Consider the following 22634-nt stretch of genomic DNA (forward strand, 5'->3'; position numbering starts at 1 on the left):
GGTCAGCGCAGGGCGAGGGCGGCCAGGGCGGCGTTGACGATGCTGCCGGGCAGCAGGTCGTGCAGCTCGTACAGGTCGGCCACGCTGCCGGACTGGCCGAACTCGTCCACCCCGAGCGGCACCGCCGGCGCGCCGAGCGCCGACCCGAGCCACGCCATGGCGTGCGAGGCCGCGTCGTGCACGGTCACCACCGGCACCTGGTCGGCGAACGCGGACCGCAGCGCGCCGGGCACGCTGGGCACGGTGGCGGTGCGCACGCCCTGCCGCAGGGTGCGCTGCCAGGCCCGGTAGAGCCGGTCCAGGCTGGTCACGTCCACCACGTGCGCGGCGATGCCCTCCTCGGCCAGTTCGGCGGCGGCGGCCAGCACCTCGGGCAGCACCGCGCCGGAGCCGGCGAGCTGCACCACCGGCGCGTCGGCCAGGTGTGGGTACGCCTGGTGCGCGTCGACGAGCCGGTACGCCCCGGCGACCACCTGCCGGCGCAGCACCGCGTCACCGAGCCGGGCCCGGGCCGCCTCGAACGGCGCCTGGTCCAGCGGACGGGTGCTGAGGCGAAAGTAGTACGCGCCGTCCTCGGCCGGGGCGGCGGTCGCGGCCGGGGTCGCCCCGCCGGCGATCTGCCCGAGCGCGTCGCAGAGCAGCCAGTCGAGGCTGCCCGCGTACGCCGGCTCGACGAACGTCACCCCGGGCAGCTCCAAGCCGACCGACGCGGTGATCGTGGACTGGTGGGCGCCGCCCTCGGGGGCCAGGGTGATACCCGACGGCGTGCCGGCCACCACGAACCGCGAACCGGAGTACGTGCCGTAGAGGAACGCGTCGAGGCCCCGCAGCACGAACGGGTCGTAGACCGTGCCCACCGGCAGCAGCGGCTGCCCGGACAGGTCCCAGGAGAGGCCGAGCTGACCGAGCAGCAGGAACAGGTTCATCTCCGAGATGCCCAGCTCGATGTGCTGCCCGGTGGGGCTCTCGGTCCAGCGCAGCATCCGGTCCTCGGTCCAGGAACGCTGCTCGGTCGGGGCGAACACGCCGGTCTTGTTGATGAATCCGGCGAGGTTGGTGGAGGTGGCCACGTCCGGGGCGGTGGTGACCAGGTAACGGCCGACCTCCCGGTCCCGCGCCAGGTCCACCAGCACCCGGCCGAACACCTCCTGGGTGGAGATGGGCTTGTTGGCGCGTACTCCCGTGCTCTCCGGAACGGTGACCCCCAGCGCGCGCTCGCGCGGCGCGCGGGACAGCGCCTCCCGGCGGGCGCCGGCCCGGACGCCGGCCGGGGACGCCGGGTCGAGGCGGTCCCACTCGGTCTCGGCGGTCAACCCGTGCGCGGCACGCAGCGTGTCGACCTGCTCGGTGCTGAGCAGCGCCGAATGGTTACGCGGATTGCCGGCGATGGGCAACCCCCAACCCTTGACGGTGTACGCGAAGACGACGCTGGGCCGGTCGGTCACCGCGTCGCACTGCGCGTAGGCGTCGAGCATCGCCTGGAGGTCGTGCCCGCCCAGGTCGGTGACGAGCGGGCCGAGGTCCTCGTCGGTGATGCCCTCGATCAGCTCGGCGATGCCGGCCGGCGCGCCGTCCAGGAACTGCTTGCGCAACGTGTCGCCGGCCAGCCCGAACAGCGACTGGTACTGCTCGTTGGGCATCGCGTCGATCCAGTCGCGCAGCGCCCCGCCGCCCGGCCGGGCGTACGCCTCGGCGAGCCGACGGCCGTACTTGACCTCCACGACGTGCCAGCCGGCGGCCTCGAACTGGCCGCGCCACTGGTTGATCCGGATGCCGGGCACCACCCGGTCCAGCGACTGCCGGTTGAAGTCGACGAGCCACATCACGTTGCCCAGGCCGGTGGTGGCGGGATCGGCCACCGCCTCCCAGATGTTGCCCTCGTCCAGCTCGGCGTCGCCGATCAGCGCCACGAACCGGGAGTGCGGCCGGGCACCGAAGTGCGCGTCGACGTACCGGCGGGTGGCGGCGGCGAAGAGCGGCGCCGCCGCGCCCAGACCGACCGACCCGGTGGAGAAGTCCACCTCGTCCGGGTCCTTGGTGCGCGACGGGTACGACTGGAGGCCACCCCGCGCCCGCAACCGGGGCAGGTAGGAGCGGTCCAGGTTGCCCAGCAGGTACTGAATGGCGTGGAACACCGGGGAGGCGTGCGGCTTGACGGCCACCCGGTCCTCGGCGTCCAGGTGCGCGAACCAGAGCGCGGTCATCGCCGTGACGAGCGAGGCGCTGGACGCCTGGTGACCACCGACCTTCACCCCGTCGCCGGTGGCCCGGTCGTGGTTGGCGGCATCCACGATCCGGGTGGCGAGCCAGAGCACCCGCCGCTGGATCTCGTCGAGGACGTCAAGGTCGTGCTGGGTCACGATGGCTCCATTCGGGCGTCGCCGTTGACGCCCTCGACGAGGGGTGCGGGGTGGCCGCGTGGTCGACAGGGGTGAGGAGAAGGCCGCCGCCGGGTCGCGGCGGCGGCCTGTCCGGACGGGGTCTCAGCCCTGGACGCCGAGGCGCTCCAGGATCAGCGTGCGGACGGCGGCGGCGTCGGCCTGACCACGGGTCGACTTCATCACCGCGCCGACCAGCGCACCGGCCGCCGCGACCTTGCCGCTGCGGATCTTGTCGGCGATACCCGGGTTGGCGGCGATGGCCTCGTCCACGGCGGCGGTGAGCGCGCCGGTGTCCGAGACGACCTCCAGGCCCCGGCTGGTCATGATCTCGGTGGGCGAGCCCTCACCGTCGACCACGCCCTCCAGCACCGTACGGGCCATCTTGTCGTTGAGCTTGCCGGCGTCGACCAGGCCCTGCAACTCGGCGACCTGCGCGGGGGTGGCGCCGATGTCGGTCAGCTCCACGCCGGTCTCGTTGGCGCGGCGGGACAGCTCACCCAGCCACCACTTGCGGGCCGCCGCCGGGGTGGCGCCGGCGGCCACGGTGGCCTCGATCAACTCGACCGCTCCGGCGTTGAGCACCGACTGCATGTCCAGGTCGGACAGGCCCCACTGCTGCTGAAGCCGACGCCGGTGCACCCGGGGCAGCTCCGGCAGGGCGGCCTTCAGCTCGGCGACCCAGGCCGGGTCCGGGGCGACCGGCACCAGGTCCGGCTCCGGGAAGTAGCGGTAGTCGGTGGCCGTCTCCTTCGAGCGCCCCGACGTGGTGTCGCCGCTGTCCTCGTGGAAGTGCCGGGTCTCCTGGGTGATCCGGCCGCCCGCGTCGAGCACCGCCGCCTGCCGCAGCATCTCCGAGCGGACCGCCCGCTCCACCGACCGCAGCGAGTTGACGTTCTTGGTCTCGGTGCGCGTGCCCCACTCCTGCCCCGGCAGGTTGAGCGAGGTGTTCACGTCGCAGCGCAGCGAACCCTCCTCCATCCGCACGTCCGAGACGCCGAGGGTACGGATCACGTCGCGCAGCTCGGCGACGTACGCCCGGGCCACGTCGGGGGCGAGCGCGGCGGTGCCCACGACGGGCTTCGTGACGATCTCGACCAGCGGGATGCCGGCACGGTTGTAGTCGACGAGCGACTCCGTCGCGCCGTGGATCCGCCCGGTGGCGCCGCCGACGTGCAGCGTCTTGCCGGTGTCCTCCTCCAGGTGCACCCGCTCGATCTCGATCCGGACCGTCTCGCCGTTCACCTCGACGTCCAGGTAACCGTCGACGCAGATCGGCTCGTCGTACTGGCTGATCTGGAAGTTCTTCGGCATGTCCGGATAGAAGTAGTTCTTCCGGGCGAACCGGCACCACTCGGCGATCGAGCAGTTCAACGCCAGGCCGATCCGGATGATCGCCTCGATGGCGGCCTTGTTGGCCACCGGCAGCGACCCGGGCAGGCCCAGGCACACCGGGCAGACCCGGGTGTTCGGCTCGCCACCGAAGTCGGTCGGGCAGCCGCACCACATCTTGGTGTTCGTGCCCAACTCGACGTGGGTCTCCAGGCCGATCACCGGTTCGTAGCGCGCGACGACCTCGTCGTACGCGGGAAGCGTCGTCGTCATCTGGGCTCCTGCCTCACAGTGCCGGTGGGGTGAACGTGCCGACCGCGGACTCCAACGCGGCGGCGACCCGGTACATCCGGTCGTCGGCCATCGTCGGGGCCATCACCTGCAGGCCCACGGGCAGCCCCTCGGAGAGACCGCAGGGCACCGAGATGCCCGGGCCGCCGTACAGGTTGGTCGGAATGGTGAACAGGTCGGCCAGGTACATCTGGTACGGGTCGGCGGTGCGCGCGCCGATCGGGAAGGCCGTGAACGGGGTGGTCGGCGAAATCAGCGCGTCGACCTGCTCGAACGCGGCGTTGAAGTCCCGCGTGATCAGCGTACGGACCTTCTGCGCCTGCCCGTAGTACGCGTCGTAGTAGCCCGACGACAGCGCGTACGTGCCGATCATGATCCGGCGCTTGACCTCGGGGCCGAAGCCGGCCTCGCGGGTCAGCGACATGACCTCCTCCAGCGACCGGTTGCCGTCGTCGCCGACCCGCAGGCCGAACCGGACGCCGTCGAACCGGGCCAGGTTGGAGGAGCACTCGCTCGGGGCGATCAGGTAGTACGCCGGCAGCGCGTACGCGAACGTCGGGCAGGACACCTCGACGATCTCGGCGCCCATCTTCGCGAGCGCGTCCACCGACTCGCGGAACGCCGTCATCACGCCCGGCTCGGTGCCCTCGCCGACGAACTCGCTGACGATGCCGAGCCGTACGCCGGTCAGGTCGCCGGTCGCGCCGAGCTTCGCCGCCGCCACCACGTCCGGTACGGGCTGCGGGATCGAGGTCGAGTCGCGCGGGTCGTGCCCGCCGATCACCTGGTGCAGCAGGGCGGCGTCGAGCACGTTACGGGCGCACGGGCCGGGGGTGTCCAGCGACGAGGAGAACGCCACCAGGCCGTACCGGGAGGTGCCGCCGTAGGTGGGCTTCGCCCCGACGGTGCCGGTGACCGCTCCGGGCTGGCGGATCGAGCCACCGGTGTCCGAGCCGATCGCCAGCGGCGCCTCGTACGCGGCCAGCGCGGCAGCGCTGCCACCACCCGAACCACCCGGGATGCGGCTCAGGTCCCACGGGTTGTGCGTCGGGCCGTACGCCGAGTACTCGGTGGAGGAGCCCATCGCGAACTCGTCCATGTTCGTCTTGCCCAGCATCACCGTGCCGGCGTCGCGCAGCCGCTGCACGATCGTCGCGTCGTACGGCGGGCGCCAGCCCTCGAGGATCTTCGAGCCGACGGTGGTCGGCACGCCACGGGTGGCGAGCACGTCCTTCACCGCGACCGGCACGCCCGCGAGCGGGCCCAACTCCTCACCGGCGGTCCGGCGCTCGTCCACGGCCCGGGCGGCGGCGAGCGCGCCCTCGCTGTCCACGTGCAGGAACGCGTGCACCCGGTCGTCGACCGCGGCGATCCGGTCCAGGTGCGCCTGGGTCACCTCGACGGCGGAGGTCTCCCCGCCGGCGACCAGGGCGGCGATCTCCGTCGCGGTCATTCTGGTCAAATCACTCATGACGCCACTCCGCTTCGCTCCGTGCCGCCACGAGGCACCACCGCACCGCACTGCTGATTCGCTCGCTGGCGCTCGCTCATGACGCCACGTCCTCGCTCAGAATCCGGGGTACGCGGAACCGCTGCTCCTCGGCATCGGGCGCACCGGACAGCACCTCCTCGGGGGTCAGGCACGGCGTGACGACGTCCTCGCGGAAGACGTTTGTCAGCGGCACCGAGTGTGAGGTCGGCGGGATGTCCGCGGCGGCGACCTCACCGACCTGGGCGACCGCCTGGAGGATCACGTCGAGCTGGCCGGCGAACGTGTCCAGCTCCTCCTCGGTGACGGCGAGCCGCGACAGGCGCGCCAGGTGCGCGACCTCCTCGCGGGAGATGGCGGCCATCCGTGCCCCCTTCTGATGTCCTGCTGATCGGGCGGTGTGCCGGCCGCGCGGCGGGTGCAGCGTGACGCGCGGTGACCGGAGCGAGTCTATTGCTCCGCGCCCCGCGCCGGCTGCTCGGGTGGGTCAGCGCGTCAGCCGGCGGCCGGCGTCCGTCTCCGGGCCGCCGCTGGGGCGCACCGGCCGGTAGCGGGCCAGCCAGGTGACCAGCTCCTCGGCGGGCATCGGACGCGCGTAGAACCACCCCTGGGCCGCGTCGCAGCCGGCCGCGTACAGCATCCGCCAGGTCCGCTCGTTCTCCACACCCTCCGCGACCACCCGCAGGCCCAACGCGCCCGCCAGCTCGATCGTCGAGCGGACGATCGCCGCGTCGTCGGCGTCCTCGGCCATTCCCAGCACGAACGAGCGATCCACCTTCACCTCGGACAGCGGCAGCCGGCGCAGATGCTGCAAGGACGAGTAGCCGGTGCCGAAGTCGTCAAGCGCGATGGCCACCCCGATCTTGTGCAACCGGGTGATCGTCGCCAGCACCCGACGCGGATCGGCCATCAGGGCGCCCTCGGTGATCTCCAGTTGCAGCCGCTCGGCCGGCACCCCGTAGCGGGCCAGCCGGTCGGCGATCTGGTCGGCGATCTCGCCGGTGTGCAGGTCGCGCACGCTCACGTTGAGCGCCGCGCGCAGCCCGATGCCGGCCGCCGACCACTTGGCGAGCTGCTCCACCACGTCGTCCACGACCCGGCGGGTGAGCAGCCGCATCACCGCGCTCTGCTCGGCGACCCGGATCAGCTCCTCCGGGTCGACCATGCCCCGGCGGGGATGCCGCCAGCGCAGCAGAGCCTCGACGCCGACCACCTCGCCCGTCGCGATGGCGATCTGCGGTTGGTAGTACATGGTGATCTCACCGGCGTCGTCGACCGGCTCACCGTCGCGTGCCCACCCGGTCGGCCCGATCGTCGACCCGATCGCCCGTCCGCCCGTAGCGGACCCGCCGTCGCGCACCGGACGGCGGTCGCCCGCCGTCGACAGCGCGCCACCGTTCGGCGAGCGCCGCCCGTGACCGCCGGCACGCCGATCCCGGCTCGGACCGGGCCGGGTACCGGGAATCGTCGCGCGGCTGTTGCGGCCCCGGATCGGATCTGCCCCGGTGGCGATCCGATTGATCAACTCATCGGCGTGCGCCACCTCGTCGCCGGCACGCCGACGGCGACCCCACCACCGCCCGCCGGCCACCGGCGGCGCGGCGATCACCGGCGCGGCCCCGGCCGGCAGCGCGGCGCCGTCACCGCCGCGAACCTCGGCCTCCACCGCGAGGGGTACGTCTACCGTCCGCTCCGACCCACCCCGCTCGGTGTGCCGGGCCGGCGCGGCCTCGCCCGCTGGTACGGCCCGCGCGGCGTCCACGGCGTGCCCCGCCTCGTCGGCGTGATCCGCCTCGACAGCGTGATCCGCCTCGACGGCGTGGTCCGCCCTGTCGGCGTGACCTGCTTCGGCCGCGTGATTCGCCCGGTCGGCGTGATCTGCCTCGGCCGCGTGGCCGGCCTCGACGGCGTGGCTCGCCCCTTCGGCGTGGCCCGCCTTGGCCACGTGGCTCGCCTCGGCCACGTGGTCTGCCTTGGCCACGTGGTCTGCTGCGACGGCGTCGCTCGCGTCGGCCGCGTGATATGCCTCGACGGCGGGTGAGCCGGATTCGAGCACCCGTCGGAGGTCGGCGAGGAGCCCGAGACGCTCGGCCGAGTTGTGGTCGGACTCCGGGGCGTACACGGCGACCGTGTCGTTGCGATGCTTGGCGTCGTACATCGCCACGTCGGCGTGCCGCATCAGGGTGGCGAAGTCCTCACCGTGCTCGGGGAAGAGGGCGATCCCGATGGAGCCGCCGACGTCGAGCGGCAACCCGTCCAAGGGCACCGGCTCGGCCAACGCCCCGACCACCCGGTCGGCCAGCTCACGCGCCTGACCTACGTCGGACAGCCCGGTCATCACGATGGCGAACTCGTCCCCACCCAGCCGGGCGATCATCTGCGGTCGGGGTTCCACGTCCGCGAGTCGGGCACTGACCTCGACCAGCAGCCGGTCCCCCACCGCGTGCCCGAGCGCGTCGTTGACGTTCTTGAAGCGGTCCAGGTCGATGAGCAGCAGCGCCAGATGTCCGCCGGGCTCGCCCCGGGCGGTCCGCTCGGCGTGCAGGTGGACCTGCTCCGCCACCTCGGCCAGCAGCGCCTTTCGGTTCGGCAGACCGGTCAGCGGGTCGGCGGCGGCGAGGTGCTGCTGCTCGACGGTCAACCGGGCCATCCGGTACACGGCGAACAGCGGCACCAACACCAGTGGGATCAGCGCCGCACTGAGCCGGGCGGCGGCGACGAGCACCGGTGCGAGCAGCAGCAGCGAGCCGGTGGAGAGCAGTTCGAAACCGACGCCCTGGCGGACGGTGGGCCACCAGCGGCCGCCGAAGCGCAGTCGTACGGCCCAGCTCACCAGCGCGTAGTTCACCGAGAACCAGGCGAGCGTCGCGCCGCCGACGGCGACCACGTCGGTCCAGTGCAGGCGTCCCCCGGAGAAGATGGTGCCTGGCCCAAGCTGGACGACCCCGTAAGCGGCGGCGAGCGCGCAGGCGTACTGGCCGACGTTGAACGCCGTCCGCCAGGCGGCGTTGCCCATCCGCCAGCCGGAGACGATCACCCCGAGGGCCTGCACCGCCACCGCCGGGCCGGGCCCCCAACCGAGCAGGATCGCGAAGGTGAAACAGGTGGACGGGAAGACCGCCGAGGTCTGCCGTCGCCCGGGCGGGACGAACGGGCGCGCGTCGCAGATCACCGCGAGCGCGGCCATCGTCCAGAACGCCACCGGCAGCCGGGACAGCTCCCCGGGAAGCGTCGTGAGTGGACCAGCGATGGTCAGCGCCGCCACCACCAGGATGCCGACGACGAAGGTGGCGAACGGCGCCACCCGCCCAGGTGGGAGGGAGTTGCGCGGGTCAGCGACCTCCATCACACCTCCCGAGGAACTGTCGACGTGTCGGTGAGAACGTCGTCACCCAATGAAACGCCCTCAGCCCCGAGTTTCCCGGTATGACAGTCACGAATCGGTAGTAGTCGTAATTAAGTTGGTATACGCGGCGGCCACCCCGGGAACGCGGCGGCGTCAGCCCTCGACGCGGGCGACCTCCCGCGCGGCGTCCGGCCCCGCGTCCAGCAGCAGCCGGAACCCGTCCTCGTCCAGCACCGGCACCTTGAGGCTGGCGGCCTTGTCGGCCTTGGACCCCGGGTTGTCCCCCACGACGACGAAGCTCGTCTTCTTGGAGACCGACCCGCTGACCTTGCCGCCCCGGGTCTGCACGGCCTCGGCGGCCTGGTCCCGGGAGAAGCCGGCGAGGGTGCCGGTCACCACGACGGTCAACCCCTCCAGCGGACGCGGGCCCTCGTCGACCGCCTCCTCGGCCATTCGTACGCCCGCGTCGGCCCACTTGCGGACCACCTCGCGGTGCCAGTCCACGGCGAACCACTCCCGGATGCTGGCCGCGATGGTCGGCCCGACGCCGTCTACCGAGGACAGCTCCTCCTCGCTGGCCGCGTCGATGGCCTCCATGGATCGGAAGTGCCGGGCCAGCGCCTGGGCGGCGGTGGGGCCGACGTGCCGGATGGAGAGGGCCACCAGCACCCGCCACAGGTCACGTTCCCGGGCGACGGCCAGGTTGTCGAGCAGCTTGACCGCGTTGGTGCCGAGGCTGCCGTCCTTGTTGACGAAGAACGGCGACCGGGACAGTTGGTCGGCGTCGAGCTGGAAGAGGTCACCCTCGTCGGCGACGATCTCCGCGTCCAGCAGCGCCCCCGCGCTCTTGTAGCCGAGCACCTCAATGTCGAACGCGCCGCGGCCGGCAAGGTGGAACACCCGCTCGCGGAGCTGGGCCGGGCAGCTGCGGGTGTTGGGGCAGCGGATGTCGATGTCGCCCTCCTTGGAGGGCGCGAGCGGGGTGCCGCAGGACGGACAGGTGGTCGGCATGACGAACGGGCGGGCGTCGGCGGGCCGCAGGTCGACCACCGGACCGAGCACCTCGGGGATCACGTCGCCGGCCTTGCGCAGCACCACCGTGTCGCCGATCAGCACGCCCTTGCGTTCCACCTCGCGGGCGTTGTGCAGGGTGGCGAGCGCGACCGTGGAGCCGGCCACCCGCACCGGCTCGAGCACGGCGAACGGGGTGACCCGACCGGTACGCCCCACGTTGACATCGATGTCGAGGAGCTTGGTGGTGACCTCCTCCGGCGGGTACTTGAAGGCGATCGCCCAGCGCGGGGCTCGACTGGTCGAGCCCAGACGGCCCTGGATGGAGACCGGGTCGACCTTGACCACGACACCGTCGATCTCGTGCTCGACGTCATGCCGGTGCTCGGCGTAGTAGGCGATGTATTCCGCGACACCGGACAGGTCCGGCACGACCCGCCACCGGTCACTGGTCGGCAGCCCCCACGCCTTCAGCGCCGCGTACGACTCGGACTGCGCGGCGGGCTGGAACCCCCGACGCGCGCCGATGCCGTGCACCACGAGACGCAGCGGCCGGGAGGCGGTGACCCGCGGATCCTTCTGCCGCAGGCTGCCGGCGGCGGCGTTGCGCGGGTTGGCGAACGGCGCGCGCCCCTGCTCGACCAGGCCCGCGTTGAGGTCGGCGAACGCGGCGACCGGGAAGTAGATCTCGCCCCGGACCTCCAGCAGCTCGGGGATCGTCGGGAACTCGGCGGACTGCGTGAGCTGGCCGGGCACGTCCCGGATGCTGCGCACGTTGGCGGTGACGTCCTCGCCGGTGCGGCCGTCGCCCCGGGTGGCCGCCTTGACCAGCCGACCGGCCTCGTAGGTCAGGTTGATCGCCAGACCGTCGACCTTCAACTCGCAGAGGTAGGGCACCGGCCCGCCGGCGTCCCGTTCGACCCGCTCGGCCCAGGCCGCTAGCTCCTCGTCGGCGAAGGCGTTGTCGAGCGAGAGCATCCGCTCGGCGTGCGTGACCGGGGTGAAGTCGGTGGAGAACGTGCCGCCCACCCGTTGGGTCGGCGAATCCGGCGTACGCAGCGCGGGAAACTCCTGCTCCAACGCCTCCAGCTCGCGCAGCTGCTTGTCGAACTCGGCGTCGGTGACGATCGGCGAATCCAGCACGTAGTAGCGGTACTGATGCTCGGTCAGCTCGCCACTCAGCGTGGCGTGCCGCTCCCGCGCCTGCGGCGTCGGCTCCGCGCCGGCCGCCGCCTCCTGAGCCGGGCTGACCTGCTGACCGATCTGCTCCTCGGACACCCCGCCACCTTCGGACACGCCTGCGACCTCCCTGATCACGCTACTAAGGCACGGTATCGGTCCGGGCTGACAATCCGCCGCCCACCCGCACCGACGGCGACGCCCCGCGCTCCCGGTCCCGGGGCCCCGCCGCGCGCAGCCACCGAACCCGCCGATCTTGATCAACTCCAGATCGCCGACGCCGGGGTGTCCTGATGCCCCGGATGCCCCAACATCCGCGACATGGAGTGGATCAAGGCCGCCGTACCCGCGCGGACCCAGCAGGACCGTCCGTGCGAGCCGGGCGGAGGTACCGCCAGCGGAGTGAACGCCGGCCTCGCGGCGACCTCGGCAACCCCGGCGGCGGTGCCCCGAAGGGCAGAGGCGGGCCCGTCGCCAACCTCCCGGCGATCTTGCAGTTTCGGTCGTCGATAGGGGTGGGATGCCCAAAATGTCGCAGCAGAAAGTGCAAGATCGGCGCGGGTGAGGGGTGGGCCGGCGCGGGTGCGGGTGGGCCGACGCGGGTGGGCCGACGTGGGATGGCTGCTGACCGTGGCGGTTCCGAACCGTCCTGGACCGCGGGGACGCTGACGGCACGAGCGGCGGTGGCGTCGACGGGCGGCGGGGGCGGTGGCGGTGGCGTGCGAGGATCGCCGCACGAAGCGGCCGGCGTGCCGCGTGGGCGCGGAGGTGGCGATGAACGAGACGCTGCTCTGGGCGGCGGCGATCCTGCTCGCGGTGGCAGCCGGTTGGGCGTGGAACAGTTGGCGGCACCGGGCGGCCACGCGACGACCGACCGACCGAACCGGTCCGGGTGCCACGACCCGCGCGGGTGGGCGTCGTCCCGCGCCTCCGAGGCCGCGCGGCACCGATCGGCCGGGCGCGACGCCCCACTCCCGTGACACTGATCGGGCGGCCGACGCTCCGGCGGCGGGCGAGATCTGGTGGGCCGACGTCCCGTACGCCGACGGCAGCGGCTCGAAGATCCGCCCCTGCCTGGTGCTACGCGCCGACTCGCGGGGCGCCGACGTCCTGAAGATCACGAGTCAGGACAAGAGCGACCGCGACGACCACGTCCGGATTCCCACCCGGGACTGGGATCCCGGCGCCGAGCACGACAGCTACCTCAGCCTGACCGAGCCGGTCCGGATCAGCTCGGCCGACTTCGCCGACCGCGCCGGCCGCTGCGATGCCGACCTGTGGCGCAAGGTCCGCAGCCTGCGTCACCTGCCCACCAGCTGAGGCCGGCGGAGCCGAAGGCACCCCCACCCCACGCCATGATCCACTCGACTTCCAGTAAACCGACCTGTCTACCTGTCAGTAACACCCCGACTTCCAGGAAATCGAGTCGATCTCGGCACTCCGGCCGCGCCAGGCCGGGCCAGGCCAGGCCAGGCCGCGCGGTCAGTCCCAGCTCTCGCCGAGGGTGGCGAGCTGATCGGCGTACTCGATGCGCTCGGCCCATTCGGACGGCCAGGCGGCCATGCCCGTCGCCGCGCCCACGAAGGCGCCGGCCAGGGCGGCGATCGAGTCGGAGTCACCGGCGGTCCTCGCGCCCCGGGCCAGCGCCGCGACCGGATCGTCGGCATGCCGTACGGCGCAGTACAGCGCGGTGGCCAGCGCCTCCTCGGCCACCCAACCCTGCCCGGTGGCCCGGCACGGGTCGCCGCCGTCGTCCGGCGCGCGCAGGGCGGTCGTCAGCCGGCGCAGCGCCGCCAGGCACTCGTCCCAACCGTGGGCGATGAACTCCTCCGGCGTGTCGACCCCCGGGCGTCGCCAGAGGTCGCCCAGCCAGTCCTGCCGGTAGACCTGGCGTTGGGAATGCGCCCGCTCGGTGAGGATCGCGGGCAGCTCGGGCAGCGTGAGGCCACCGCGCAGGGCGACGACCGCGTACGCGGTGAGTTCGCTGGCGGCCAGACCGGTCGCGTGGCCGTGGGTCAGCCCGGCCTGCAACTGGGCCAGACCGGCCATCGTGTCGAGGTCGACGTCCAACAGCCCCACCGGCGTGACGCGCATGTTCGCGCCGCAGCCCTTCGAACCGGCGACCGTCGCCTGCTGCCAGCGCAGCCCTCGATCCAGGTCGGCGCAGGCGCGTAGGCAGGTCATCCCGGGGGCACGGTTGTTGTCCGGGCTGACCGACCAGGCCACGAAGCGGCGTCGCAGCAGCGGCTCCACCGCGTCCGGTGTGAACGTCGGGGCCTCGTGCAGCGCCCAGCCCACCGCCAGCGCCATCTGCGTGTCGTCCGTGACCAGCGCCGGGTCGCCGGTCAACTCACGTGGGCCGGTCGGACCGTAGCGGCGTTGGATGTCGGCGACGGTCAGGAACTCGGTGGGCTTGCCCAGCGCGTCGCCGTAGGCGAGACCGAAGAGCGAACCGGAGGCGCGCAGCACGGCGGTGGAGGTCACGGCGGCCATCATGCCCGGCCGCCGCAACCGCCCTCAGGCGCGGTCAGTCCGAGCAGAGGCTAGAAGCGGTCAGTCCCAGCAGAGGCAGAACGGATGGCCGACCGGATCCGCGTAGACTCGGAAACCCTCGCCTTCGCCGGGCAGCCGCCGCGCGCCGAGCGCTAGCGCCGCCTTCTCCGCGCTCTCGATGTCGTCCACGGTCACGTCCAGATGGAACTGCTGCGGGCGGTCCGGGTCCGGCCAGGACGGCGTACGCAGGTTGAGCGCCCGCTGGAAGGCCAGTCGCGGCTGGTGACCGGGCAGGCCACCGAGCACCACCCAGTCGCCGTCCTCGGAGGCGGCCTCGGCGAAGGGGATGCCGAGCAGCTCGGAGTAGAACGCGGCCAGCGCCTGCGGGTCGGGGCAGTCGATCACCACTGAACGTAGCTGTCCAATCATGACGGTCATCCTGCCCAGCGGGTACGACAGAAAAACCTCACTCCTCGGCGAACCGGCGGCCGGCGTCCCGGCAGGCCGCGAGCACCGCCCGGGCGTACTGCGGGGTGGCGCCGGCCAGGCCACACGCCGGGGTGACGACCACCTGCTGGGCGAGCTGCCGGCGGGGGAAGCCGAGGCGGTCCCAGATGTGACGTACCCGATCGGCGATCTGCCCGGAGGTCGGCGCGCCACCGGCCGACGGCGGCCGGGTCGGCGCGGCGCCGGCCAACAGCCCGAGGCCGGCGTCGATCGCTTCGCCCAGCGGATCCAGGTCGGTGACGAGATCGAGGTCGAGGGCGACCGCGACGGCCCCGGTGGAGCGGATCAGCTCCAACGGCACGTCCGGGGCGCAGCAGTGCACGACCGTGGGTACGGCCACCGCGTCGACGACCGTGCGCAGCAGCGCTGCCGCGTCGACCGAATCCACCGCCCGGTACGCGCCGAGCCCGCTCTCGGTCGGCACCCGTCCGGCCAGCACTGTCGGCAGCGACGGCTCGTCGAGTTGCAACAGCACCGATGCCTGGGGCAGCCGTCGCGCGACCGCCGCCACGTGCTCGCGCAGCCCTTCGGCGAGCGAGCCGGTGAGGTCGCGCACGGCACCGGGGTCGCGCAGCAGCCGACCACCGATCGGCAGCTCCAGCGCGGCGGCCAGGGTGAACGGACCGCCGGCCTGCACCTTGATCGGGCCGGCGTACCCCTCGGCCTGCTCGGCGAGCTGGTCCAGGTCACGCTCCATCAGGTCCCGGGCCCGGCGCAGGTCACGGCCGGCGCGGGGAGCGACCCGCCAACGCCCGGTGTACAGCTCGACGGGCAGCTCGACCAGCAGCCCGGCGCTGCGCCCGATCAGGTCGGCTCCGGGGCCTCGGGCCGGCAGCTCGGGCAGGTGCGGCAGGTCGGGAAGTTCGCCGAGGACCACCCGCTGGGCCTCGGCGATGTCGGTGCCGGGCAGCGAACCGATGCCGGTCGCCGCGCCCGCCGGCCAGGGCCACGCCTGATCTGTCACGGCCGAAGGCTATCCCGGTGGGCGCGGCGACGATGCGGCGACCAGCCGACGTCCACGCTGCGCGAGCCACCACCTGGTGTGCGCGCCGGCCTGGAGCCGCCCGCTCAGCCGGCGATCGTGGCCGAGCCGAGGACGATGTCGCCGGCCGGGTCCGGTCGGTAGGCCACCAGGGCCTGGCCGGCGGCGACGCCGCGGACCGGCCGGCGCAGCTCGGCGTGCAGCGCGTCGCCGTCGAGGTCGACGGTCGCCGGCACCACGTCGCCGTGCGCGCGGAGCTGCACCTCGCACTCGACCGGCGCGTCCGGGCGCGGACCGCCGGTCCAGACCGGGCGGACGGCTCGGACCCGGGACACCTCCAGCGCCTCGGCCGGACCGACCGTCACGGTGTTGGTCTTGGGCGTGATGGAGAGCACGTAACGTGGCCGACCGTCGGGGGCGGGCCGGTCCAGGTGCAGGCCGCGACGCTGGCCCACCGTGTACGCGTACGCCCCGGTGTGGCTGCCGACGACCGCGCCGGTGCTCGCGTCGACGACGTCGCCGGGCGTCTCGCCGAGCCGGTCGGCGAGGAAGCCACGGGTGTCACCGTCGGCGATGAAGCAGATGTCGTGGGAGTCCGGCTTGTCGGCCACCGCCAGGCCGCGCTCGGCGGCCTCCGCGCGGACCTGCGCCTTGGTCGAGTCGCCGAGCGGGAACATCGAGCGGTCCAACTGCTCGCGGGTGAGGACCGCCAGCACGTACGACTGGTCCTTGGCGATGTCGACGCTGCGGCGCAACAGCCCGTCCGGGCCGAGCCGGGCGTGGTGACCGGTGACCACCGCGTCGAAGCCCAGCGCGATCGCCCGGTCCAGCACCGCCGCGAACTTGATCTTCTCGTTGCAACGGAGACACGGATTCGGCGTACGACCTGCGGCGTACTCGGCGACGAAGTCGTCCACCACGTCCTCGTGGAACCGGTCCGCCATGTCCCACACGTAGAACGGAATGCCGATGACGTCGGCGGCCCGGCGGGCGTCTCGGGAGTCCTCCAGCGTGCAGCAGCCGCGCGCCCCGGTCCGGTACGTCTGCGGGTTACGGGCCAACGCCAGGTGCACGCCGGTCACGTCGTGCCCGGCCGCCACCGCCCGCGCCGCCGCCACGGCCGAGTCAACCCCGCCCGACATCGCCGCCAGAACTCTCACCAGCAAACCCCCTTCCCCACCAACCCTAACCACCACCCCGAACCAACCCCCACCCCCACCCCCAACCCCGCCCCGCCCGCGTCCACACCGACCCACCCACCCAGGTTGATCATGAAGTTATTGCCCCGACACGCCGATCCGCACGGCAATAACTTCATGATCAACGGGGACAGAAGCGGGGAAGGGGGCGGGCGCGGGGGTTAGCGGGGGGTTCGGGGGGCGGCGGCTCGGCGGGCCCGCTCCACCGCTGCGGGGAGGGCCGACACCAGGGCGTCGATCTCGGCCTGGGTGCTGGTGTGGCCGAGGGTGAGACGCAGCGACGATCGGGCGCGGTCGTCGTCGGCGCCCATCGCCAGCAGCACGTGCGACGGCTGGGCGACGCCGGCCGAGCAGGCCGAGCCCGTCGAGCAGGCGATGCCCTGGGCGTCGAGCAGAAGCAGCAGGGCGTCGCCCTCGCAACCCGGGAAGGAGAAGTGCGCGTTGCCGGGGAGCCGGTCGGTCGGGTCGCCGTTGTAGATCACCTCGGGCACCGCCCGGCGGACCCGCTCGATCAGGTCGTCGCGCAGCGCGGCCACCCGGGCCGCGTACTCCTGCTGGCCCTTGACCGCCGTCTCGACGGCGACCGCGAAGGCGACGATGCCGGCGGTGTCCAGCGTGCCGGAACGGACGTCGCGCTCCTGACCGCCGCCGTGCAGCAGCGGTACGGCGGCCACGTCCCGGCCGAGCAGCAGGGCGCCCACCCCGATCGGGCCGCCCAGCTTGTGACCGGTGACGGTCAGCGCGGAGGCCCCGCTGGCGGCGAAGTCGACCGGCACCTGGCCGACGGCCTGGATGGCGTCGGTGTGGAACGGCACACCGTACTCGGCGGCGACGGCGGCCAGCTCGGCCACCGGCTGCACGGTACCGACCTCGTTGTTGGCCCACATCGCGGTGACCAGGGCCACCCGGTCGGCGTGCGCGCTGAGCTCGGCGCGCAGGTTCTCCGGGTCGAGCCGGCCGGTGGAGTCCACCGGCAGCGAGCAGACCTCGGCGTTCTCGTGCTCGGCCAGCCAGTCGACCGAGTAGAGCACGGCGTGGTGTTCGACGGCGCTGGAGACCACCCGCCGACGGTCGGCGACCGCGTCCCGGCGGGCCCAGAAGAGGCCCTTGACCGCCAGGTTGTCGCTCTCCGTGCCACCGCCTGTGAAGATCACTTCGGACGGCCGGGCGCCCAGCACGGCGGCCACCCGTTCGCGCGACTCCTCGACCCGGCGACGGGCACGACGACCGGCCGCGTGCAGGGAGGACGCGTTGCCGACCTCGCGGGCGGTGGCGACGTACGCCTCCAGTGCCTCGTCGAGCATGGGGGTGGTAGCCGCGTGATCCAGGTAAGCCATCACCCTTCAGCGTACGGCCGACCGGCCAGCGACCTCAGGGCGGAGTGGCCTGCGCGCGACGTGCCGGGGTGTGACGGCCACCCCGGCACGAAGCGGACACGGCCTGGTCAGGCGGGCACCGCCGTGACGACGATGTTGTCGCGGTACCTGCGGGCCTTGGCGTCGAACGGCCCCCCGCAGGTGATCAGGGTCAACCGCGGCTTGCCGTCCCGGGCGAAGTAGCGGTCCAACGGAATCTTGGTCTTGGCGTACTCCTCCCGGGCGACGACCCGGTACCGCCGCGCCGCGCCGTCGCTGCCGGTCGCGGTCAGCATGTCGCCCTGGTCCAGCTCGCGCAGCCGGTAGAACGCGCCCTTGCCCTGTCTCGCGCTGTCCACGTGCCCGGCGATGACCACCGATCCGGCGTCGGCCTCCAGGCCGGGGCCGTAGCGGTACCAGCCGATCTCGTCGACGCTCGGCGGCACCTCGAACTCGTTGGTGCGCTCGTTGATGCCGACCGCGTTGACGGTGGCGGTGACACCGATCTCCGGGATGACCAGCCAGACCGGCGGGACGGTCTCCGCATCGCCCGGCAGGTCACCGACGGTCACCGGCACCGACGGGACGGCCGCGGTCGGGGTGGGGCTCGCCAGCGCGGTCGCCTCCTCGGCGCCGACGTTTCCGGCCGGCTGCGAGTTGCACGCCACCAGGGTGGCGACGGTGAGCGCGGCAGCGCCGGCGGCCAGGGCCGCCAGCGCGCCGCGGTTGCGCACCGTCACTTGCGGCCGGTCCGCGCGGTCGCCATCCGCGCCCCACCACCGACCAGCAGGAGTACGCCGGCACCGGTGAGCGCGTACCACCAGGCGCCCACGCCGGTACCCGCCTGACCACCGTCACCGCTCGGCACTCCGCCCGGTGCGGAGTGCAGGCCGGTGATCGTCTGGGCCACCACGTCGAGGTTCTTGCCCTCGGCGGAGCCGATGGCGTAAACGATCGTCGCGGTGCCCTCCTTGAGATTCAGGTCCGCCGGGCCGATGGCCACGGTGTCGGTGCCCGCCAGCACCACGTCCGCCTTCACCTCGCCGGCGTCGACGTCGCCCTTGGCCTCGTTCGGGTTGGTCAGGCCCTTGAAGACCGGAGTGCCGCCGGCCCGTACGTCGACCGCCGGGGCGGCCGCCGTGTGCCGGACGATCAGGCGGGCCTTGCCGGCGTCGACCTTGGAGACGTCGTTGACGAACGGCGTGATCTTCGGCTTGCCGGCGGCGTCGAGGTGTGCGGCGATGCTGATGTTCGCCCCGCCCGGCACCTTGGCGTTGTCAGCCTTGAGGATCGCGCTGCCGACCGGCTCGCCGGGCTTGGTGAGGGCGATGTCGTACTCCCCCTCGGCCAGGTTCAGTGGACCGGCGACGTCGCCGGGCTTGAAGTTGTCCAGCGTCTTCTTGCCGTTGACGTAGACGTCGACCGGGGTGTCCGGGATGCCGTGGACGACGGAGACCTTCGACGTGGCGGCGTACGCGGGCGTGGCGGTGAACGCGCCGACACCGGCGAAGGCGAGCGCGGCGACCGCGCCGCCCGCGGCGACCCGACGGAAGTACGAGAGCTGCATGTCTGCCTCCTGGTGATTGGTGCTGATTCGTCAGGCCTGGCTTGCAGAACGGGTTACGCCGGCTCCGCGACGGGCAGATGCGCTCTCGACGCGTTTCTTTTTCTCGGTCTCGACCGCATCCAGATGACCATCGGCGGCCGAAGAGCAGGTGAGATGACTTTGACCGGGAGAGTGGGGCGAGGGCTGTGGCGGCTACAGTCGGGCATGCCCCATCGAAGGCGGGCCGCCCCGTGACGGCGCTGCCACCGCAACCGGACCCACCGGCGGACGACCTCGCGGCCCGGTTCCGAGCCGGCGACGAGGCGGCGCTGCGTGCGGCGTACGAGCGTTACGGCCGCGCCGTCCTGCACCTGGCGACCACCATGCTGGCCAACCGGGCCGACGCCGAGGACGTGACCCAGGCGACGTTCGTGGGCGCGTGGCTGGGCCGGGAGACCTTCGACCCGGCCAAGGGCTCGTTGGTCGGCTGGCTGCTCGGCATCGGCCGACGCAAGGTGATCGACCGCTTGCGCGCCTCGGCGCGGGAAACCCGGGTGGTGGAGACGGTCCGGCAACTGCCCGAGCCGGCGCAGACCGGACCGGACCCGGACCGGGTGGTGGATCGGCTGGTGATCGCCGACGAGCTGGCACGCCTCCCGGACGACCAGCGGCGGATGCTGGAGTTGGCCTTCTACGACGACCTGACACACCAGCAGATCGCCGCGGTGACCGGGGTGCCGCTGGGCACCGTGAAAAGTCACATCCGGCGCGGCATGGCGAGCTTGAAACGCAGATGGGAGGTGGATGGTGCAGCACCTGGAGCACGAGCGGCTGGTCTTTCTGGCGCTCGGTGAGAGCGAGGCGGACGACGGGGAGCGCACCCACCTCGACACCTGCGCGCACTGCCGGACGGAGCTGACGACCCTGCAGGAGGTGGCCGGGCTCGGCGCCGAGACGCAGGGCCTCGGCGACCTGCCCGACCCGCCGGAGCACATCTGGCAGGGCATCCAAGCCGACATCCGGGCGGCCGAGGGCACTGCGGTCCCCGCGCCCGTGGCGGTGCTGACCGGTGGCGATCGGCAGCAGGTGCCGGGGCAGCCCCGCGCGACGGCGACCGAGGCGGTCACCCGGCTGGACCCCACGCGCCGGCCCCACCGGGGTCGCGGCTGGTCCCGTTGGGCGGCCACGGCGGTGACCGCCGTCGCGGCGGCGGCGATCGGTGTGGTGGGCACGGTCACGGTGCTGCGGCCGACGGATCCGACGCCTGCGCAGACGCCGACGGTGCTGGCCAGCGCGCCACTGGCGGCCTTCGGCTCGACGCCGAAGTCGGCCCAGGGCGATGCGCGCGTTCTGCAGAGCGGTCAACTACATCTGCATGTGGCGAATCTCCCGCGCGTGCCGGGGTACTACGAGGTCTGGCTCATCAACCCGACGACCATGGAGATGTTCTCGATCGGCACCCTCGGTGGCGACGCGGACGCTCTACTGCCCCTGCCCCCGAACGTCGATCTCAAGAGCTATTCGGTGGTCGACGTGTCCGCCGAGCAGTACGACAACAACACCCGCCACTCCGGCGACAGCCTGTTGAGGGGCACCCTGACGGGCTGATCGGCGGGCCGGCTCAGCTCCCCGGCCCGCCGATCAGCTCCCCAACGAAAAAGTGGCCGCCCGTCACGACGGGCGGCCACTTTCTGCGTCACATGCTCACTTGCGCTTGCGGATCTCCTCGGCGGCCTGCGGAACGATCTTGAACAGGTCGCCCACCACGCCGAAGTCGGCCAGCTCGAAGATCGGCGCCTCGCCGTCCTTGTTGACGGCGACGATCGTCTTCGAGGTCTGCATGCCGGCCCGGTGCTGGATCGCGCCGGAGATGCCCAGCGCCACGTAGAGCTGCGGGGAGACGGTCTTGCCGGTCTGACCCACCTGGAACTGGTGCGGGTAGAAGCCGGAGTCGACGGCCGCGCGGGACGCGCCGACGGCGCCACCGAGCAGGTCGGCCAGCTCCTCGACCAGCTTGAAGTTGTCGGCGTTGCCGACGCCACGACCGCCGGAGACGACGATGCCGGCCTCGGTCAGCTCGGGCCGCGAGCCCTTCTGCTCGGCGACCCGCTCGACGACCCTGGCCAGCTTGTCGGTATCGGTGACCGACACCGTGAGCTGCTCGATCGTCGGGGTGGCCGCCGCCGGGGCGGGGGTGACCGAGTTCGGCCGCACGGTGACCAGCGGCAGGCCCTTGGTGACCTTGGACTTGACGATGGTGGAGCCGGCGAAGGCGACCTGGGTGGCGGTGCCGTCGGCGTCCAGGCCGACCACGTCGGTCAGGATGCCGTTGTCGAGCTTGACGGCGAGCCGGGCGGCGATCTCCTTGCCCTCCTGGGCCGACGCCAGCAGCACGGCGGCCGGCTGTACCCGCTGGACCAGCTCGGCCAGCACGCTCGCCTTGGGGGCGACCAGGTAGCCGTCGATGTCGTCACCCTCGGCGGCGTAGATCTTCTGGGCGCCGTACTCGCCCAGCTTGGCGCTCAGCGCCTCGGCGGCCCCGGGGCCACCGAGCACCACGGCGCTCGGAGTGCCCAGCTCACGGGCGAGGGTGAGCATCTCGAGGGTGACCTTCTTGACGCCGAATTCCTTGGTGGCTTCGACGACGACGAGAACCTCAGACATGTCTCAAAGCCCCTCTCACACGAACTTCTCGGTGGCGAGGAACTCGACCAGCTTGACGCCGCCCTCGCCCTCGTCGGTGATCTTGGCGCCGCCGGAACGCGCCGGGCGCTTGGCGTGCTCGACGACGGCGCTGGTCGCGCCGTCGAAGCCCACCTCGGTCGGCGCGACACCCAGGTCGGCCAGGGAGTACGTCTGCACCGGCTTCTTCTTCGCGGCCATGATGCCCTTGAAGGAGGGGTAGCGCGGCTCGTTGATGGTGTCCCAGACGGAGACCACGGCCGGGGTGGCGGCCGTGACGACCTCGTACCCCTCCTCGGTCTGCCGCTCGACGGTCAGCGTCGCGCCGTCGACGGTGAGCTTGCGCGCGCCGGTGAGCGCCGCGACGCCGAGCCGCTCGGCGATCATGTGCGGCAGGACCTGGACCCGGCCGTCGGTGGACTCCGCGCCGCAGATGACCAGGTCGGCATTGAGCTGACCGAGCGCGGCGGCGAGCACCTTCGAGGTGGCGACGGCGCAGGAGCCGTGCAGGGCGTCGTCCACCACGTGCACGGCCTTGTCCGGGCCCATGGAGAGCGCCTTGCGGATCGACTCGGTCGCCCGGTCCGGACCCATGGTCAGGATGGTGACCTCGCCGCCGTGCGCCTCCTTGATCTTCAGCGCCTCCTCGATGGCGTACTCGTCCATCTCGTTGATCACGTTGTTCGCCGAACCGCGGTCGACGGTGTTGTCGTCACTGCGCAGGTTGCGGTCCGCGCCCGAATCAGGCACCTGCTTGACGAGTACGACGATATTCATCGCGCTTCGACGACCCTCCTGTGTGGTGTTGCGAATGGCTCGCCCGGTCTGGGCCGCAGCCTCGCGT

General features: G+C 72.5%; 18 protein-coding genes. 3 read left to right on the forward strand and 15 right to left on the reverse strand.

Annotation, left to right across the window (positions count from 1 at the left end; all coding sequences use genetic code 11):
* Nucleotides 1-2: 2 nt before the first annotated feature.
* The 6 genes from ACLQ25_RS06510 to ligA all read right to left on the reverse strand — a co-directional run bounded on the left by ACLQ25_RS06510 (nucleotide 3) and on the right by ligA (nucleotide 11125).
* Nucleotides 3-2360, reverse strand: coding sequence for a transketolase-like TK C-terminal-containing protein (locus tag ACLQ25_RS06510; protein WP_425729991.1), 2358 nt, complete (start codon nucleotides 2358-2360; stop codon nucleotides 3-5).
* A gap of 123 nt (nucleotides 2361-2483) precedes the next feature.
* Entirely contained in the window at nucleotides 2484-3983 is a 1500-nt protein-coding gene (gatB, locus tag ACLQ25_RS06515; protein WP_425729992.1) for an Asp-tRNA(Asn)/Glu-tRNA(Gln) amidotransferase subunit GatB, read from the reverse strand.
* Between the two features lie 13 nt (nucleotides 3984-3996).
* Nucleotides 3997-5472: an Asp-tRNA(Asn)/Glu-tRNA(Gln) amidotransferase subunit GatA gene (gene gatA, locus ACLQ25_RS06520; protein WP_425729993.1), complete on the reverse strand. Its 1476-nt coding sequence runs from the start codon at nucleotides 5470-5472 to the stop codon at nucleotides 3997-3999.
* A 76-nt stretch (nucleotides 5473-5548) separates the two neighbouring features.
* The gene (gatC, locus tag ACLQ25_RS06525) at nucleotides 5549-5854 is read right to left on the reverse strand and encodes an Asp-tRNA(Asn)/Glu-tRNA(Gln) amidotransferase subunit GatC (RefSeq protein ID WP_355052147.1); all 306 of its coding nucleotides are present in this window, start codon (nucleotides 5852-5854) and stop codon (nucleotides 5549-5551) included.
* A 123-nt stretch (nucleotides 5855-5977) separates the two neighbouring features.
* Nucleotides 5978-8836: an EAL domain-containing protein gene (locus ACLQ25_RS06530; protein ID WP_425729994.1), complete on the reverse strand. Its 2859-nt coding sequence runs from the start codon at nucleotides 8834-8836 to the stop codon at nucleotides 5978-5980.
* A gap of 153 nt (nucleotides 8837-8989) precedes the next feature.
* Nucleotides 8990-11125 (reverse strand): NAD-dependent DNA ligase LigA, encoded by a 2136-nt coding sequence (gene ligA / locus ACLQ25_RS06535; protein ID WP_425729995.1) that lies wholly within the window; start codon nucleotides 11123-11125, stop codon nucleotides 8990-8992.
* A 675-nt stretch (nucleotides 11126-11800) separates the two neighbouring features.
* Between ligA and ACLQ25_RS06540 the strand changes: the two genes are divergently transcribed.
* The gene (locus ACLQ25_RS06540; protein WP_425729996.1) at nucleotides 11801-12346 is read left to right on the forward strand and encodes a type II toxin-antitoxin system PemK/MazF family toxin; all 546 of its coding nucleotides are present in this window, start codon (nucleotides 11801-11803) and stop codon (nucleotides 12344-12346) included.
* Nucleotides 12347-12508: 162 nt separating this feature from the next.
* Here the strand turns inward: ACLQ25_RS06540 and ACLQ25_RS06545 are convergent, their stop codons facing one another.
* The 7 genes from ACLQ25_RS06545 to ACLQ25_RS06575 all read right to left on the reverse strand — a co-directional run bounded on the left by ACLQ25_RS06545 (nucleotide 12509) and on the right by ACLQ25_RS06575 (nucleotide 19129).
* Nucleotides 12509-13522 carry an ADP-ribosylglycohydrolase family protein gene (locus ACLQ25_RS06545; protein ID WP_425729997.1) on the reverse strand — a complete coding sequence of 338 codons (1014 nt, stop codon included), beginning with the start codon at nucleotides 13520-13522 and terminating at the stop codon, nucleotides 12509-12511.
* A gap of 57 nt (nucleotides 13523-13579) precedes the next feature.
* Nucleotides 13580-13948: a VOC family protein gene (locus ACLQ25_RS06550; RefSeq protein WP_425729998.1), complete on the reverse strand. Its 369-nt coding sequence runs from the start codon at nucleotides 13946-13948 to the stop codon at nucleotides 13580-13582.
* Between the two features lie 37 nt (nucleotides 13949-13985).
* Nucleotides 13986-14990, reverse strand: a complete 1005-nt coding sequence (locus ACLQ25_RS06555) for a methionine synthase (protein ID WP_425729999.1) — start codon at nucleotides 14988-14990, stop codon at nucleotides 13986-13988.
* A gap of 104 nt (nucleotides 14991-15094) precedes the next feature.
* Complete coding sequence (gene mnmA / locus ACLQ25_RS06560; RefSeq protein ID WP_425730000.1) at nucleotides 15095-16168, reverse strand: tRNA 2-thiouridine(34) synthase MnmA; 1074 nt, start codon at nucleotides 16166-16168, stop codon at nucleotides 15095-15097.
* A gap of 200 nt (nucleotides 16169-16368) precedes the next feature.
* Nucleotides 16369-17544, reverse strand: coding sequence for a cysteine desulfurase family protein (locus tag ACLQ25_RS06565; protein WP_425730001.1), 1176 nt, complete (start codon nucleotides 17542-17544; stop codon nucleotides 16369-16371).
* 107 nt (nucleotides 17545-17651) lie between these two features.
* The gene (locus tag ACLQ25_RS06570; RefSeq protein ID WP_425730002.1) at nucleotides 17652-18302 is read right to left on the reverse strand and encodes a class F sortase; all 651 of its coding nucleotides are present in this window, start codon (nucleotides 18300-18302) and stop codon (nucleotides 17652-17654) included.
* Entirely contained in the window at nucleotides 18299-19129 is an 831-nt protein-coding gene (locus tag ACLQ25_RS06575) for a DUF4397 domain-containing protein (protein ID WP_425730003.1), read from the reverse strand. Before ACLQ25_RS06575 ends, ACLQ25_RS06570 begins: the two co-directional genes overlap by 4 nt.
* A 230-nt stretch (nucleotides 19130-19359) precedes the next feature.
* On the opposite strand from ACLQ25_RS06575, the gene ACLQ25_RS06580 reads away from it, so the two are divergent.
* A complete protein-coding gene (locus ACLQ25_RS06580; RefSeq protein ID WP_357173164.1) occupies nucleotides 19360-19962 on the forward strand; it encodes an RNA polymerase sigma factor in 603 nt (200 codons plus the stop codon).
* The gene (locus ACLQ25_RS06585; protein WP_425730099.1) at nucleotides 19916-20716 is read left to right on the forward strand and encodes an anti-sigma factor; all 801 of its coding nucleotides are present in this window, start codon (nucleotides 19916-19918) and stop codon (nucleotides 20714-20716) included. Before ACLQ25_RS06580 ends, ACLQ25_RS06585 begins: the two co-directional genes overlap by 47 nt.
* A gap of 96 nt (nucleotides 20717-20812) precedes the next feature.
* Here ACLQ25_RS06585 and ACLQ25_RS06590 read toward each other — a convergent pair whose 3' ends face one another.
* Together ACLQ25_RS06590 and ACLQ25_RS06595 are read right to left on the reverse strand one after the other, a co-directional pair.
* Entirely contained in the window at nucleotides 20813-21772 is a 960-nt protein-coding gene (locus ACLQ25_RS06590; RefSeq protein WP_425730004.1) for an electron transfer flavoprotein subunit alpha/FixB family protein, read from the reverse strand.
* 15 nt (nucleotides 21773-21787) lie between these two features.
* Nucleotides 21788-22567 carry an electron transfer flavoprotein subunit beta/FixA family protein gene (locus tag ACLQ25_RS06595; protein WP_425730005.1) on the reverse strand — a complete coding sequence of 260 codons (780 nt, stop codon included), beginning with the start codon at nucleotides 22565-22567 and terminating at the stop codon, nucleotides 21788-21790.
* Between the last annotated feature and the right edge of the window lie 67 nt (nucleotides 22568-22634).

The sequence above is a fragment of the Micromonospora sp. DT44 genome, from assembly GCF_049841635.1.
Lineage (GTDB): Bacteria > Actinomycetota > Actinomycetes > Mycobacteriales > Micromonosporaceae > Micromonospora.

What these genes read in the sequence shown, in the direction of transcription:
- gatB (WP_425729992.1), bottom strand. Translation starts at nt 3,983, where the DNA reads ATGACGACGACGCTTCCCGCGTACGACGAGGTCGTCGCGCGCTACGAA.
- gatA (WP_425729993.1), bottom strand. Translation starts at nt 5,472, where the DNA reads ATGAGTGATTTGACCAGAATGACCGCGACGGAGATCGCCGCCCTGGTC.
- gatC (WP_355052147.1), bottom strand. Translation starts at nt 5,854, where the DNA reads ATGGCCGCCATCTCCCGCGAGGAGGTCGCGCACCTGGCGCGCCTGTCG.
- ACLQ25_RS06530 (WP_425729994.1), bottom strand. Translation starts at nt 8,836, where the DNA reads ATGGAGGTCGCTGACCCGCGCAACTCCCTCCCACCTGGGCGGGTGGCG.
- ACLQ25_RS06540 (WP_425729996.1), top strand. Translation starts at nt 11,801, where the DNA reads ATGAACGAGACGCTGCTCTGGGCGGCGGCGATCCTGCTCGCGGTGGCA.
- ACLQ25_RS06545 (WP_425729997.1), bottom strand. Translation starts at nt 13,522, where the DNA reads ATGATGGCCGCCGTGACCTCCACCGCCGTGCTGCGCGCCTCCGGTTCG.
- ACLQ25_RS06550 (WP_425729998.1), bottom strand. Translation starts at nt 13,948, where the DNA reads ATGATTGGACAGCTACGTTCAGTGGTGATCGACTGCCCCGACCCGCAG.
- ACLQ25_RS06565 (WP_425730001.1), bottom strand. Translation starts at nt 17,544, where the DNA reads ATGGCTTACCTGGATCACGCGGCTACCACCCCCATGCTCGACGAGGCA.
- ACLQ25_RS06575 (WP_425730003.1), bottom strand. Translation starts at nt 19,129, where the DNA reads ATGCAGCTCTCGTACTTCCGTCGGGTCGCCGCGGGCGGCGCGGTCGCC.
- ACLQ25_RS06590 (WP_425730004.1), bottom strand. Translation starts at nt 21,772, where the DNA reads ATGTCTGAGGTTCTCGTCGTCGTCGAAGCCACCAAGGAATTCGGCGTC.
- ACLQ25_RS06595 (WP_425730005.1), bottom strand. Translation starts at nt 22,567, where the DNA reads ATGAATATCGTCGTACTCGTCAAGCAGGTGCCTGATTCGGGCGCGGAC.